This window comes from Tritonibacter aquimaris (genome assembly GCF_009617595.1).
GTDB lineage: Bacteria > Pseudomonadota > Alphaproteobacteria > Rhodobacterales > Rhodobacteraceae > Epibacterium > Epibacterium aquimaris.
Window position 1 is genome coordinate 60,563 of record NZ_WIXK01000003.1, and the last position, 13,938, is coordinate 74,500.

The following is a 13,938-nucleotide window of genomic DNA, read 5'->3' on the forward strand; positions in this document are numbered from 1 at the left end:
CATGATGGCGCGACGACATTTTCTAGCGCTTTTGGCGGCATGGCCCTTTGCAGCCAGCGCCAGCCCCTTTGCCGTGCCTGATCTTTCCCCACCTACTGAGCCTTTGCGCGTGTACCATCTGGGGCATTCGCTGGTTGGGCCGATCATGCCACATATGCTGGCGCAGCTCGCACCAGAAGGCCACGGCTGGAACAGCCAGCTTGGCTCGGGCACCTCATTGAAAGAACACTGGGAACCAGATCTGGAAATCCGCGACTTTGAGATTTCCAACACCGCCCCAATGCACCGCCCCGCGCGCGAAGCGATTGGATCCGGCGACTATGACGCGGTTGTGCTGACCGAGATGGTAGAGCTGCGCGATGCCATCAAATATTTTGGATCCGCAAAATACATGCGTCGCTGGGCTACACTGGCTCGCGGTGCCTCTCCCGCTCCGCGGCTCTATCTGTATGAAACTTGGCACAATCTTGATGATCCTGCGGGCTGGCTCGAACGCATTGATCGCGATCTCGACCCATTGTGGCTTGGCCGCGTGCTAGGATCTGACACCCGCCGTAATCCTGACCACCCCGTCTATCTGATCCCTGCAGGCCAAACGATGGCCGCGGTTGTGCGCGCCGCCGAAGCAGGTGAGATTGATGGGATCACGACGCGTCAGGATCTTTTTTCCGATACGATCCATCTCAATGATCTCGGCGCTTATGTGGTGGCTTTGGTGCATTTTTCGACGCTGTATCAGCGCTCGCCACTTGGCTTGCCCCATCAGCTGGCACTGCCTGACGGCACCCCGGCCCAACACCTGAGCGAGGCAGCTGCCGCCCAGATCCAGCAGATCGTCTGGGACATTGTGCAAACCGCGCCACGCACCGGCCTGGCAACAAAAGGCAGCCAATAGATGATCCTGTCAGAGGTTTTGAGCAGCGTTGTATTTGTGGGGCATTCGCTCTTTGGCCATGACAATCCGCAGATGCTGGATCAGCTATTGGATCAAGGCACGCCAGCACGGGTCGAAGCCCAGATCATCAACGGGGCCCCGCTACAATATCATTGGCAACACGCAGCTGAGGCCGAGGGGATCAATGCCCGCAAGCGGCTGATTGACGGTGTCGGTGCGGTCATTGTGACCGAGGCCATCCCGCTTGCGAACCATCTGAAATGGAGCAACACCGCAACGGCTGTCACCCAGTTTTATGAACTGGCGCGCAACGCCAATCCTGATGTTGATTTCTACCTTCAGGAAACCTGGCACAGCCTGAACAGCGGCACAGGGGTTGCTATTGATTTTGACGATGGCATGTCGATCCCCTGGCGCACCCGGCTAAAGCAGGACAAAGCATCCTGGCAAAGCATCGTGGACACCGTGAATGCGCAAACCGGCGGCACGGTTAAATTGCTTGAAGCAGGTCAGGCGCTGGCGCGGCTCGATGATGCCATTCAGGCAGGAACCGTTCCGGGACTAAGTAAGATCCAGGATGTCTTTGCCGATGATATCCACCCGAATTCTATTGGGTTTTATTATCTCAGCCTGTTTCAATATGCTGTTTTAACTGGGGAATCCCCCCAAGGCTTACCGCATCAACTCAAATCGCAATGGGGGGCAGCCTTTGATGCGCCCTCACCCGAACTCGCACAACGGCTACAGGAAATTGCCGAAGGCGCTGCACAAAGCGACAGTGAAACAGCCGCGTTGCCTGCAGATCCAGCCCCGCTGCCAATAGAACCGATTGTTGTGCGTCTCAATCAAAAAGACACGGCATTTTCGACACGCGATGCAGATTTAAGCCAGCCCATGGCCATGAACCTTGCACCCGTTGCGGATTGGTCACCGCAGGCACCGTTTCTTGATCATTTTAAAACCGCGCGCAGCTGGATCGGACATCTTCCCGGTCAATGGGGCGGCGCAACTGAGGCCGATCTGCGCGCCGCAGGCTATCTTGATGAAAACGGCTGGCCCACCGCAATTCCAACAGAGCTGAGCTCAATCGGCACCGTGCTTCTGGCGGATCTGCCACCTGAAGCGCGTTCGCTTGCGGGGCGTTATCGCCTGACGTTTGATGGTGACGGAATTATCGAAGTGTCAGGACGCGTGGAAAACGTGCGTTATGATGAAGGTGAAGTCTGGTTTGATTTCACCCCCGGCCCCGGCATTGTTGACATTCGCATCCAGCGCAATGACCGCCAGAACACCGGAAACTACATCCGCAATATCCAAATCGTGAAGCAGGAACATCTTGAGGCCCATGCTGCGGGTAAGATGTTCAATCCACGCTGGCTTGATCTGCTGGAGGGATTTAAGGCGCTCCGTTTCATGGACTGGATGGAGACCAATGATTCAAAACAGATCGGCTGGGAAGATCGCCCCTTGGCCACCGACTACACCTGGGCGCGCAAAGGCGTTCCAGCCGAAGTTATGCTGCGCCTTGCCAATGAGCTTGGAACAGCGCCGTGGTTCACGCTGCCGCATCAAGCCGATGACAGCTATCTGAGAAATTTTGCCCGGCTGACCCATCAGCAGCTGGACGCAGATCTGCAGCTGTATGTGGAATTCTCAAACGAAGTGTGGAACTGGCAGTTTGAACAGGCCCATTGGGCCGAAGCCCAAGCCCAGGCGCGCTGGGGCAAAGAAAACCTATGGATGCAATTTTACGGCGGGCGCGCTGCTGAGATGGCCGAGATCTGGACAGACGTTTTTGCCGAAGCCCCCGAGGATCGTCTGACAACAGTGATTGCAACCCAAACCGGGTGGCTCGGGCTGGAAGAGCAGCTGCTTGACGCCCCATTGTGGACGGCGGAACACAGCCATGGCAAACCTCCGGCCGCCCATTTTGATGCCTACGCCATCACGGGGTATTTTGGCGGTGTGCTTGGGCGGCAAGACTATGTTGATGTTGTCAGAGCTTGGATCGCTGACAGTCGCGCCCATGCACAAGAACGCGGGCTTGCCAAAGGTCTGCGTGGCATCGCGCTGCGCGATTTCATCGCGCAACATCAATTTGATATCGCAACTGCACAAGCCAACATAGAGCTGCGCGACGGGCTGATTTCTGGCCTCGAAGCAGACACGCTGGCGGATTTCAGCAACCGTATCTTACCCTATCACGCCAAGGTGGCAGAAAAGCATGGTCTTGATCTCATCATGTATGAGGGCGGCAGCCATGTCGTGGGCGTTGGTCCATATGTGGACGATGAAGAACTCACGGCCTTTTTCACCCATTTCAACTACACAGCAGAAATGGGCGAACTGTATCGCCAACTGCTGAAAGACTGGCACGCGGCTGGCGGCGTCTTGTTTGGTGCTTATGCAGATGTATCAGCGCCTGGGAAATGGGGCAGCTGGGGCAGCTTGCGCACGCTCACAGATAAAAACCCGCGCTGGGATGCATTGGAGGCTGCAAAATGAAAACGATGAGCATCCTAATCCCCGCCCACAACGAAGCAGATGAAATCGCACAATGTTTAGACGCGGTGTATCGGTCGAACTTGCCACAAGATTTGCGAGCAGAAGTGCTTGTGCTGGCAAATGGGTGCAGCGATCAAACCGCAAAAATTGCGCGAGAAATTCCGTGCCCTGCGGGCTGGGATCTCAATGTTCTTGAGATAGAAACCGGCGGCAAGCTGAATGCTCTCAACCAAGGGGACCGCGCGGCAGGTGGTGATATCTTGATCTATCTGGATGCAGATGTGCGCATTTCGCCTGACTTACTGGCAGAGCTCGCCACACTTTTGGACCATACCGATCCGCGTTATGCCTCAGGCCGACCAGAGGTATTTTGCAACACTTCCGCCTTTAGCCGAGCTTATGGGCGGCTTTGGGTAAATCTGCCTTTTGTCACCAAAGGCGTGCCGGGCTTTGGCGTCTTTGCCATGAACCGTACTGGACGTGCGCGTTGGGGGGATTGGCCCAGCATCATCGCAGATGATACATTCGCCCGCCTGATGTTTAGCCCCCATGAGCGCCATCTGGCACAGGCAGGCTATCGCTGGCCTCTGGTGTCAGGGCTTGGCAATCTGATCCGTGTTCGCCGCAGGCAAAACGCTGGCGTGGCAGAGATTGAGCAAAAATACCCAGAACTTCTGCAAAACGACGACAAATCTGCGCCGTCTCGTGCTGAGATTGTCTCGCTCGCCGTTAAAAAGCCGCTGGCCTTTCTCGCCTATGCGGCTGTGTCATTGGGTGTAAAAACCCCGCTTTTTCGCAAAGGCGGCTATTGGGCACGCGGGCGCTAAGGCCCGCTAGTTTGCGCAAGCCGACTGGAAATGCTGCAATAGTTTTGCGGCTTCTTGCTCGCTGTCATGGCGCTGAAGGACGCGTGCGCGCCCCGCATCACCCATTTTCTTCAGCTCAGACAACGGCATATCCGCAGCTTTCAAAATCGCGCGCGCAAATTCACTTGGGGAACCCGCAGGCACCATCCAACCGGTTTTCCCCGGAAGCACCAGTTCAGGTGTGCCCGCAATATAGGTCGCAATCACTGGGCGCGCGGCGGCCATGGCCTCCATCACCACCATCGGCAAGCCTTCGGCAAAGGATGGCATCACCAATGCATGGCTGTTGTTCAGCTCGGCGCGCACCCCCGCCTCATCCAACCAACCGGTGAGCGTGACGTTTGCCTCAAGACCATGTTGCTTGATCGCAGCCTCCAAGGCCGGGCGCATTTCCCCATCACCAATCAAGGTGAGATGGACATCAGATCGCACCTGAACCACCTCAGCCAGCGCATGGATCAGATCCATCTGGCCCTTTTGCTCAACAAATCGACCAATCGCCGCGAGCCTCAGCGGGCCATTGGGCAACTCTGCAACCTCGGCAAAGCGCGCGGTTTCAATGCCGCAGTGCACCACATTGATTTTGGACCAGCTGTCAAATTCCGCCCAGCGGCACAGCTGGCTACGGCCAAAACGGCTGATCGCAACGGTAAAGGCGGATTGGTCGACCTTTTCCCCCAATGACAGCTGCTGTGGGCCGTCAAATTCCTCAGGCCCATGCACGGTGAAACTGTAGCTGGGTCCCCCCAAAGCACGGGCGAGCATGGCCACAGCTGTAGCGTTCGTGCCAAAATGCGCATGCATATGATCAATGTCTGCCTGCTGACAGCGCTGTTTAACCCAGGCAGCTTCTGCCAAGTAGATCAGATGTTTGGCCACCCCCACCGATGATCGCCGCCCCATCTTGATCGCCTTCACAAGCGCACGGGCAAATCGTGCTGGTGTCTTCAATTCACGCAAAAGCGCAGCACCCAAAGCTTTGCCACCAGCCGCAAGCACATATTCGGTGTGCTCCTGCTCTTTTAGATCACCTGCATCAACCAATGGAGAAGGGCTTGCGCGCATTGCCAAACGCAGGACCTCACATCCCTGTCGCTCCAGCGCGTGCAGCTCACGGCGGATAAAACTATGAGAGGGCTGCGGATAAGTGTTCAAAACATATGCAATTTTCACAAGGCAAAGCCTTCTATTTATCGTGTTGGCCAGACCCTAAAGTAGCCCCGTTAACAAGGCAAAAGCCTGAAAGCAAAAATGCCAATATGCGTTGATTTTACAGCACTTCCGACACGGATGTGCCCCAATATCCAATTGCAGCGGTGTTGCCGCAGGGCGGAACAGGGTATGAGTTGAAAAACACACGCACATTACGCGGCACTTCGGTAAAAGGGATAGATTGATGGCAGGAGTAACGTCACGGTTACGAAGCGGTGGCCTTATGGCGCGTGCATTGCGATCTGCCTCTTGGATGGTGGTCGGATACGGTGGCAGCCAGGCTTTGCGGCTTGCGTCCAACCTGTTGCTGACACGGATCCTCTTTCCCGAAGCCTTTGGCATGATGGCATTGGTAACAGTTGTAACCACGGGATTGATGCTGTTTTCAGACGTCGGGATCGGCCCGGCCATTTTGCAAAATAAACGCGGCGACGACCCTGAATTTTTGGACACGGCCTGGACCATTCAGGTGATCCGAGGCGGCATCTTATGGGGTATCACTGCGATTCTCGCCTGGCCGGTGGCGCAGTTTTATCAAACCCCCGAGCTGATTTATATTCTGCCGATTGCCGGGATCGCGCTTGCGGTAGAGGGGTTCAAACCAACCCGCATTGAAACAGCCCACCGCCATCTAATGGTCGGTCGCGTCACAATTCTGGAGCTGATTAGCCAGCTCGTGAGCCTGGTAGCTATGGCAATCTTGGCAATCGTGACACAATCGGTGATCGCATTGGTGATCGGCAGCGTATTGCAATCGGTCGTCTACGTTATTGTCACACATATAAATCTGCCCGGACATCGTAACAAATTTCACTGGGACAAAACCGCAGCCCAAGAGTTGATCCGCTTTGGCAAATGGATTTTCCTTTCAACCGCGTTCTGGTTCATCACATCACAGGGCGATCGGGCCATTCTTGGCAAATTCATCCCACTTGAAACACTGGGCATCTACAATATCGCGTTTTTCCTGGCGAGCTTTCCAATGGCGCTTGGCTATGCGGTGAACCAACGCCTGATGATCCCGGTGTATCGAGATGGCGCTGAAAGCGAAGGCCCTGGTTTCAAACGTAAGCAACGCTTGCTGCGTTTGGGCCTTTCCACCGGTCTGCTGCTGCTTTTGTGGACAATGGCTTTGGCCGGCCCTTGGCTGGTGGATCTTCTATACGACGCGCGCTACCAGCTGGCCGGTGCAATCATTGTGCCGCTTTCGCTGAGTTTGGCCCCTGCTGTGATTGCGATGACATATGATCAAGCGGCGCTTGCAGCTGGAGACAGTAAGTTGTTTTTTGCGGTGAGCGCGGTGCGTGCCATCTCTCAAACGGCATTCTTTTTGATCGGTGTACTAAACTGGGGCTTGCCCGGCGGCATCTTGGCCATGGGGGCTGCAATGCTGTTTACCTACCCGTTGATCGTCGCACTGGCGCTCAAACACAAGGTTTGGGATCCGCTGCACGATGTGGCGATGACACTGTGCTGCGTGGCGATCGGCGCCGTCGCGCTGAAACTTCACTGGGTCGCAATCGCCAATATGATCACCGAGTTACAGAACTAAACGATTTAGCTGCGCAGCAAGACCCAGCGGGCGAAGAACCCTCTTTTGCTGTTTTTACGCTTCATCCGTCGAAGGCTGCGCGCATCAGTTTTTAGTTCTGGGATTGAGACAACCGGCATCAAACCTGTTTCCCGTTCCATCTGTTCGGCTGTACGCAGCGTGGGCCGTGCAATTTCGAGCAAGAACGCCACGCCAATAGCGCCGAAAAAGCTCGCAACGGCCCCCATTATGGCAAGCTTCTTGCGCCCGCCATTTACGGGATAATCAGACAGCGCCGCTGCCTCAATAATTGTCAGGCGTTCCGACTGGCTGGAGCTTTCGAGGCGAAAGCCAACCTCAGCTTCACTGCGTCGGTCGATAATGGTGGCAAGTTGCCCCTGTAGCTGTTGCAATTGCCGATCAAGCCCACCGAGCCTGCGTTCCACCTCTGGTGTGGTTGGCAGCGAAAGCTCAAGCTCCTGTTTACGATTGGACAGCAAAAGCACCTGCTCATCCAGGGTGGCCATTTCTTCCTGCAGCTCGGCCAAGCGACGGCGGGCAGTTGCAGGGCGCTCTGTCAGGCCAACCTGATCGGCCGCGCGGCGCAGCGCAATCTCTTCGCGCGCAATTTCAAGCAAGCCTTCGTTGATTTGCGCCAGCTCATCACGGCGCAGTTCAATCACTCCAGGCAGCGACAGGTCGTGTTCAAACCGGTAGGCGCTGACCTCATCTTCCAGGCGGTTCAGCTCTTCTTTGAGCGCGGCTTCTTTTTCGACAAAAAACGCCAGCGTCTCACGCGCCTGATCGATCCGGGATTGCGTGCTCAACTCAATGATGCGTTCAGCAAATTCATTGGCAACCTGCTGCGCAAGTTCAGGCGTGGCCATAGTTGCAGTAATGGTCAAAACCGAAATGGTACCATCATCAGCGAACCCTTCACGCGCAGCAGCCACCCCGGTGATGGAAATGGATTGCCGCATCAAAGATACGATCTCAGTCGGCCGCAACAACGGCGCATCCGCAAACACATCGAATTTCTCAGCAATCTCGAGCAGAGTGTTACGCGCCATCAAGCGCTGCTCAATCAGCTGAATACGCCGCGCAGATGAACCGTCTACAGTTGATTTTGCCAGATCATCGGCGATGGTTGGCTGCGTGACCTGAATGACAACAGAAGAGTCGTAGAAATGTTCTTTCTGCAGCGCGATCCAAACTGCGAAGATACTTCCCAAGATAGTCAGCACAAAGATAAGCCGCAGACGGCGCTGCAACATATCAAAGAAGTCCCGCAGTGAATAAATTGGACCCATTAGGACACTCTAAACTGGAAATTGAAACGACATACGCAATGTACGTGTCGTTCTATAAATTACATTAAACTGGCGAAACTATGACAAATCTGCGTTGGGCGGTAAAAAAGCCTTAACTGATCCGAGCGCGGTTCAAAACAACGCCCAAAAGCTGCGTGTGCCCTGCGAGTACTTTTTCACAAGCAGCAAGGTCTTTTGCTGTGCTTTTTGTTCCATCGGACACCAGCAAAACCCCATCAACCTGCGGCAAGAAGGCCGTCAGATCGTCAAACTCCAACACTGGCGGCAAATCAAACAATGCAACATCCGCACGGGTATCTTCCATCAGATCATCAATGACCTGGGCCGAAGTGGGGTTATGCAACAGCTCTGCAGCGCCGCTTTCAACGTCACTGTTGAAACCAACCGCCAAACCATCGGCAAGACGCACCATCTGGCGCCGTGCAGGGTGGCGCCCAGTAAGAAACCCCTTCATGTCCCCCTGCTCAGGCAGGCCAAACGCCTTGGCGATACCGGGCTTGCGGAAATTCAGATCCATCAACAGCGTTCTGGAATTAGGAATCCGTGCAAGGCTTTGGGCGAGGTTCACCGCTGTCCATGTCGATCCGCAACCGGAGGTCGGTGACGCAACCGCAACCCGGCGCCAGCCCTGCGCACGCAACGTATGCAGCAAACGTGTGCGCAATAGGTCGGTGGCTCTTGCACTCTCACTTTGGCGAAAGCGATCCACAAGCGGCAGACGGCTACGCTTTACAACATCAGGATCAATGCGTTGAACCTGCAGCTGGCTCCACAGCGGTAACGGATGCGCTGGAAGCTGCACATCGCTATCAACGATCAGCTTCGATTGCGGCGCATCAAGCGGCTCCACAATATCATCATCTGCGTCATCATCGACCCAATGCTCCATTGGATCAACCTCGCAGGCGCTTTCAACAGGGGGTTCCTGATCAACAGGAGTGTCCTGATCCACGCTGACATCTTCCGCGCGATTTCGGCGGTGAAAACTCTTTATCTTAGGTGCGTTTGACACAGCTGTGTTCTCCGCGGTCGATTGCGCGCCATGTGGCTTGACGCCAGTTGTCGGTTCAAAGCTGAGCGGATCAGATAGATCTTTCATTTCAAACCTCAGCCTCGTTACCAATTAATTCAAATGGACACAGGGTCGCCATCCGCAAAACCATCCACTTCGCCTCAACAGCCGGTGCCACGCAACACTACACCAATGGTACGGCGCAGTATGGACACATCCTCTTTCAAACTCAGGCGCGCAAGATAGTCGCGATCCATAACCTGACGGGTACAAAACGCGCTTTCGTTGCGCGACGAAACTTGCCACTTTCCGGTTATTCCGGGACGCAACGCAAAATAGGCCTCTGGCTCGCCATACATGTCCAATTGATCCAACATCATTGGACGTGGTCCCACCAAACTCATATCACCGATCAGCACATTCCATAGCTGTGGCAATTCATCAAGCGATGTCACCCGTAAAATCTTCCCAATCTTCGTAATGCGAGGATCGTTTTTTAGCTTTTGTTTCGCTTCCCATTCCGCCCGCATCTCAGGATCTGCATCCAAATAATACTCCAGCAACGTATCAGCATCACGCACCATCGTGCGCAGCTTTAGGATGGAAAACACCTTCCCATCTTGGCCCAAACGCTTCTGGCGATAAAATGGACGCCCGCCTTCGAGCCACAGAGCAGCAGCACAAAGGAGCAAAACCGGAAGCGTGATCGGCAACGCGGCTAAAACCAGCAACACATCAAGAACACGCTTGCCAATCCGCTTGTAAAAACGGGACGTTTCGGCCTGCCCTGCAAGGAGGCCAGCTTCATTAAGGTCGATTGCAACCGCAACCGGCTTTGAGGGCTGGGGCTCGACGTGATCTTTTGGTTGTCCAGCACGCGTGCTGGATGTGCCACTCTCAAACGCGTCCTTCATATCACCCCTACTGACCCCTCGGACAATCATCGCTATGCGTGTGTGATTGCCACATTCCGACTTTTTATGACCTGGCGATGTCTCACAGACCTAAGGTCTGAAACAATGATATTGTTACAACCCAGCCGTGACCAACTCCAACCGCCGATATCTACGATGGCCTTGTTATCTTAAATTTGAGCCGCTTTTTCGCAAAATGACCATAACAGTGAGATTAGCTTAATTAATGGTTAAAGGAACCCACTAAGAGGTTAACAAACCTATCCTAAAGGATAGATTGTTTCCTCACTTTGCGTGATGGTGGTACATGAAGGCGCTCATTCGCACGGAACATTTCCCCGAATTAATCCGGTGAATCGGTCAAAAGATACATTTGACGAAAGGCACCGGGCGTCTGTTGCGTCCACCGTTTGAAGGCATCTAAAAAGCTACTCACGCTTGCATATCCCAAAGCTGCAGCAATGGATTTCAGCTCCAGAGTGCTATCACGCAAGTACCAACGGGCCCATCGGCATCGCATTTCGTCAAGGATCTCAAAAAATCTCAGATCGTTTTTTCCCAACTCCCGCGCCAAGGTACGGCTGCTCATATCAAGTTCTGCGGCAATAAACGCCTGCGACAGATCACTGCGGGTCAGATGGCGATGTATGAGGTGTTCCACCCGGCGTGGAAGGGTGGTGGCTTCGGCGATCAATTCTTTGTGTTTAACGGCAGCAAATTCCGCAATAAGCCGCGCCAAATAAGGATCAGCACTCCGCAATGGGCGATTCAAATCTGATTTGCGAAACTCGATCTCTACAAAAGACGGGGCACTTTCGGATAATTTAACACCCCAGAAAGCCTCCCGCTCTCCGCTTTGTCCATCAAATGATGCCGAAATGCTGTGCGGCAGTAATAGGCCACCACCGTCGAGACTGTTTCGCGCGGCTTTAAAAACCAGCGTAACCAGAAACTCCAAATACTGATGATGCCCAAGCGAAGCGGGCTCCAAGATCTGCCAGCGCATTCGCCCATCCTGCGTCAGCGCAATGTCGATGGCTTCTGAATACAAAGGCATGTTGCGTGTAAATGAGTGCAAAAATGCAGACAGGGTCTCGCTGGATTGCGCCGCATAGGCAACAAGCCCCATGGACCGAAAATCGCGTCTCTGCCCCATATGAAACCCAAACAAAGGATCGCTGCACAGATGAGACGCGCGTTCAAATACTGCTGCAGTATCGCGAAAGCTCAGCTCGAACTGCGCTGCTTCTGGCAGCTCATCATAAAACGGCAGCAACGGATTAATCGCAACGCCCTTGTCTCGGAGTGCGATCAAGACATCATATGTCAGCCAGGCCGGGTTCTTGCGCGGCATGCTGTGTGCTTGAAAATAGTCGGCCTTTCCAGAATTTCGCTGATCCGGTGCCATTGGCAGCCCTCCACATCTAAACGAAAATTACGAAACAAATGTCAGACGTTCTGTTTCCATGTCTGGCCAGTTCATGTGACCTGCGCATGTGCACCCGTTCTGGATGTGCTGCCAGCTTAGAAGAGAGGGCGTTGAAACCACGCGACGCATCGGGCTAGCTTGTGACCCACTCGGTGAAAGTCCTAACCCTAGGTATGTAGGAACTAGTCACACTTGGTCTGGTATGGAGTGGGTTCAAAGACAGTTTACCACACACCACCGTAAATGTATGAGCTGCAGAACGGATCGAACACAGGTCGAAACAGATGAATGACTCAACCAGCACTTGGATCGCAGCACTTGCGCAGGAAGATCAGATGATCCTCTGGCACCAGCAAGGTGATCTCACTCTGGAAAAATGCAGCCTGCCGCTGCAAAGCCCGGCATCTGCACAAGACCTCGACGTGGCCCTGCAGCAAACGGGCTGGTCTCCCGCTCCGGTCTATGGCTGTGGTTTCAGTGGCGTCAGCAATAATGCAGCGCCTCTGTCTGTACAAAAGCTCGCATTTCAGGAATTCAGCGGGCGTTTTGCCCCGCTCAAACTTATGCAAGACGTCAGACAGGCGCAGCCATTGGGCTATGTAAATGCCGCGGCGGTGCAAGTGTCTGGATTTCTGTCAAAATTCCCCGATTGGGATGGCGTGATCTGCGTGGCGCAAGACTTCAGCGCTTGGCTGCAAATCAGCGCTTCTGAAATCGTGAGCTTTCAAAGCAGCTTGACGCCGCAGCTGGCACGGCAGCAAGGCTATGGTGATGCCATAGCACCCGAGGAGATCGCAGTTAGCGTTGGTGACAGCCTGTCTCGCCCCGAGGCACTGGCCACTCAACTCAGCACGCTCCGATGGGGACATCGCGACGGCAGCGTTTTGACACCAAATGCCGCCGGGCGGTGTTGGGGACATCTGATCGGGGCAGAACTTGCCGCGACACGCCCGTATTGGTTGGGCCAGAACGTTGCACTAATATGCGAGCCTCATCTGCGCCCGGTCTACCAAACCGCTTTTGAAAGCCAGTATTTGCCTGCGGTGTTTGAAAACAGCGACGACATGACGCTTGCGGGCCTGAACAGTCTGCGTGCGACCAGCTAGAGCTCAATTGCTGCAATAACCCGTGCGGTCTGCTCAAAATTAGGCACCAAAGCGCGGGTTAGCTTGTTTCGCTCCGCAAAAAACGCACCAACGGCGCAGAGCTGCTTTGCATATGCCGGCGAAATCCCCGGATGCTCCTTGCGCCGCCCTTCATTTTCGCAGTCCCAACCATTTTCCTGTGCTTCCCGGATAATGAGATTAAACCGCAATGCGCAATGCATCGTGGTGTAGACAGATAGGAAGTCCAGAAAATCGGGCAAAGCGAGGCCATATGATTTGTCGAAGGTCTCTTTGGTCACTGCAATCATATGTCGTGGATCCAGAACCCAGCTCTCGTCACCAAAGAGCCAGGCAAAATCTTCTGCCCCGTGACGTGCGCCCGAAAGCTCAAACCCGTGCCAGCGCAGAAAACCATCGTCGCAAACAACCGCATATTGTGGACGGCAGTTCCATTTAACAAAGTTGTGGCCCACGCCCTGCAAAAACTCTGCCACCGCATGGTAGTTAAAGGAATCCGGTATGCCGAGGGAAAACAATTGGAGCGTATCCACTGAGGAAACAAGATTGTTCAACCAATCCTGGGATTGCCCGATCACCGGCACAAGATTGACCAACCCCGACTGTCGCGCCGCAGATTGATACCTGAAGATCGCCGCGCAAGCCTCTGCCGTTAGTTCGACCTGATCTTCAAGGCAGTGGTCACCAATTAGCCCATGCAGCCGATTAGCCCCAAGATCAGATTGAAACAGCACACCGTCCAACACACCAAGATACTGCGGAACATCATCGCAGATCGGTGAAAGATGCTGCAAAATCATGGCTTCCAGGTTGGTCCGCCGAAAGCTCTTGCGCTGGGTGGCAATCACCGTCTCGCCGTCAAAGCAAATACGATAAGAAGAAAAGGCCGTCCCTTCCAGCTGGATCACCTCCCTGGGCTCCCTGCCAAAATGAGAGACAGCAGCACCCACAATCAGCCTTTCACGGCTCGCCTGATCTCCGTCCATTGCGCACTTGCCCCCTGCGTTTCATAGAAAACCTCAGCTGTCGCTGGAGGATCTTTTTACAGGTGAATTCTGAATATATTGACAGCGCAACATTCCATTCGCACGAGTGCGTTTGATTTTACGTAGATTTATT

The 13,938-nt window shown here is 54.3% G+C and carries 11 protein-coding genes; 5 read left to right on the top strand and 6 right to left on the bottom strand.

Annotation, left to right across the window (positions count from 1 at the left end):
- Position 1 precedes the first annotated feature (1 nt).
- The 3 genes from GG681_RS06265 to GG681_RS06275 are packed head-to-tail and all read left to right on the top strand — an operon-like array spanning position 2 to position 4,227.
- Positions 2-895, top strand: a complete 894-nt coding sequence (locus GG681_RS06265; protein ID WP_153546248.1) for a hypothetical protein — start codon at positions 2-4, stop codon at positions 893-895.
- Positions 896-3,400 carry a hypothetical protein gene (locus GG681_RS06270; RefSeq protein WP_153546250.1) on the top strand — a complete coding sequence of 835 codons (2,505 nt, stop codon included), beginning with the start codon at positions 896-898 and terminating at the stop codon, positions 3,398-3,400.
- Positions 3,397-4,227, top strand: coding sequence for a glycosyltransferase family 2 protein (locus GG681_RS06275; protein WP_153546252.1), 831 nt, complete (start codon positions 3,397-3,399; stop codon positions 4,225-4,227). Before GG681_RS06270 ends, GG681_RS06275 begins: the two co-directional genes overlap by 4 nt.
- 6 nt (positions 4,228-4,233) lie before the next feature.
- Here GG681_RS06275 and GG681_RS06280 read toward each other — a convergent pair whose 3' ends face one another.
- Positions 4,234-5,439 (bottom strand): glycosyltransferase family 4 protein, encoded by a 1,206-nt coding sequence (locus GG681_RS06280; protein ID WP_328593289.1) that lies wholly within the window; start codon positions 5,437-5,439, stop codon positions 4,234-4,236.
- A 223-nt stretch (positions 5,440-5,662) separates the two neighbouring features.
- On the opposite strand from GG681_RS06280, the gene GG681_RS06285 reads away from it, so the two are divergent.
- On the top strand, positions 5,663-7,030 hold the full coding sequence (locus GG681_RS06285; protein ID WP_235899766.1) for an oligosaccharide flippase family protein: 1,368 nt from the start codon (positions 5,663-5,665) through the stop codon (positions 7,028-7,030).
- A gap of 5 nt (positions 7,031-7,035) precedes the next feature.
- Here GG681_RS06285 and GG681_RS06290 read toward each other — a convergent pair whose 3' ends face one another.
- From GG681_RS06290 to GG681_RS06305, 4 genes are all read right to left on the bottom strand, one after another.
- Positions 7,036-8,319, bottom strand: coding sequence for a GumC family protein (locus GG681_RS06290; protein WP_194287144.1), 1,284 nt, complete (start codon positions 8,317-8,319; stop codon positions 7,036-7,038).
- 112 nt (positions 8,320-8,431) lie between these two features.
- The gene (locus GG681_RS06295) at positions 8,432-9,439 is read right to left on the bottom strand and encodes a CpsD/CapB family tyrosine-protein kinase (RefSeq protein WP_153546256.1); all 1,008 of its coding nucleotides are present in this window, start codon (positions 9,437-9,439) and stop codon (positions 8,432-8,434) included.
- A 74-nt stretch (positions 9,440-9,513) separates the two neighbouring features.
- The gene (locus GG681_RS06300) at positions 9,514-10,296 is read right to left on the bottom strand and encodes a sugar transferase (protein WP_235899768.1); all 783 of its coding nucleotides are present in this window, start codon (positions 10,294-10,296) and stop codon (positions 9,514-9,516) included.
- Between the two features lie 313 nt (positions 10,297-10,609).
- Complete coding sequence (locus tag GG681_RS06305) at positions 10,610-11,674, bottom strand: helix-turn-helix domain-containing protein (protein WP_153546258.1); 1,065 nt, start codon at positions 11,672-11,674, stop codon at positions 10,610-10,612.
- A gap of 305 nt (positions 11,675-11,979) precedes the next feature.
- Here GG681_RS06305 and GG681_RS06310 point away from each other — a divergent pair, with 305 nt between their 5' ends.
- A complete protein-coding gene (locus tag GG681_RS06310) occupies positions 11,980-12,801 on the top strand; it encodes a 2-dehydro-3-deoxygalactonokinase (protein ID WP_153546260.1) in 822 nt (273 codons plus the stop codon).
- Here the strand turns inward: GG681_RS06310 and GG681_RS06315 are convergent.
- The gene (locus GG681_RS06315; protein ID WP_153546262.1) at positions 12,798-13,727 is read right to left on the bottom strand and encodes a hypothetical protein; all 930 of its coding nucleotides are present in this window, start codon (positions 13,725-13,727) and stop codon (positions 12,798-12,800) included. The two genes, GG681_RS06310 and GG681_RS06315, sit on opposite strands and share 4 nt — an antisense overlap.
- Positions 13,728-13,938 lie beyond the last annotated feature (211 nt).

Bases quoted from the DNA above. Each gene is read 5' to 3' on its own strand.
- GG681_RS06270 (WP_153546250.1), top strand. From the start codon at position 896: ATGATCCTGTCAGAGGTTTTGAGCAGCGTTGTATTTGTGGGGCATTCG.
- GG681_RS06285 (WP_235899766.1), top strand. From the start codon at position 5,663: ATGGCAGGAGTAACGTCACGGTTACGAAGCGGTGGCCTTATGGCGCGT.
- GG681_RS06305 (WP_153546258.1), bottom strand. From the start codon at position 11,674: ATGGCACCGGATCAGCGAAATTCTGGAAAGGCCGACTATTTTCAAGCA.
- GG681_RS06295 (WP_153546256.1), bottom strand. From the start codon at position 9,439: ATGAAAGATCTATCTGATCCGCTCAGCTTTGAACCGACAACTGGCGTC.
- GG681_RS06275 (WP_153546252.1), top strand. From the start codon at position 3,397: ATGAAAACGATGAGCATCCTAATCCCCGCCCACAACGAAGCAGATGAA.
- GG681_RS06265 (WP_153546248.1), top strand. From the start codon at position 2: ATGATGGCGCGACGACATTTTCTAGCGCTTTTGGCGGCATGGCCCTTT.
- GG681_RS06300 (WP_235899768.1), bottom strand. From the start codon at position 10,296: ATGATTGTCCGAGGGGTCAGTAGGGGTGATATGAAGGACGCGTTTGAG.
- GG681_RS06310 (WP_153546260.1), top strand. From the start codon at position 11,980: ATGAATGACTCAACCAGCACTTGGATCGCAGCACTTGCGCAGGAAGAT.
- GG681_RS06290 (WP_194287144.1), bottom strand. From the start codon at position 8,319: ATGGGTCCAATTTATTCACTGCGGGACTTCTTTGATATGTTGCAGCGC.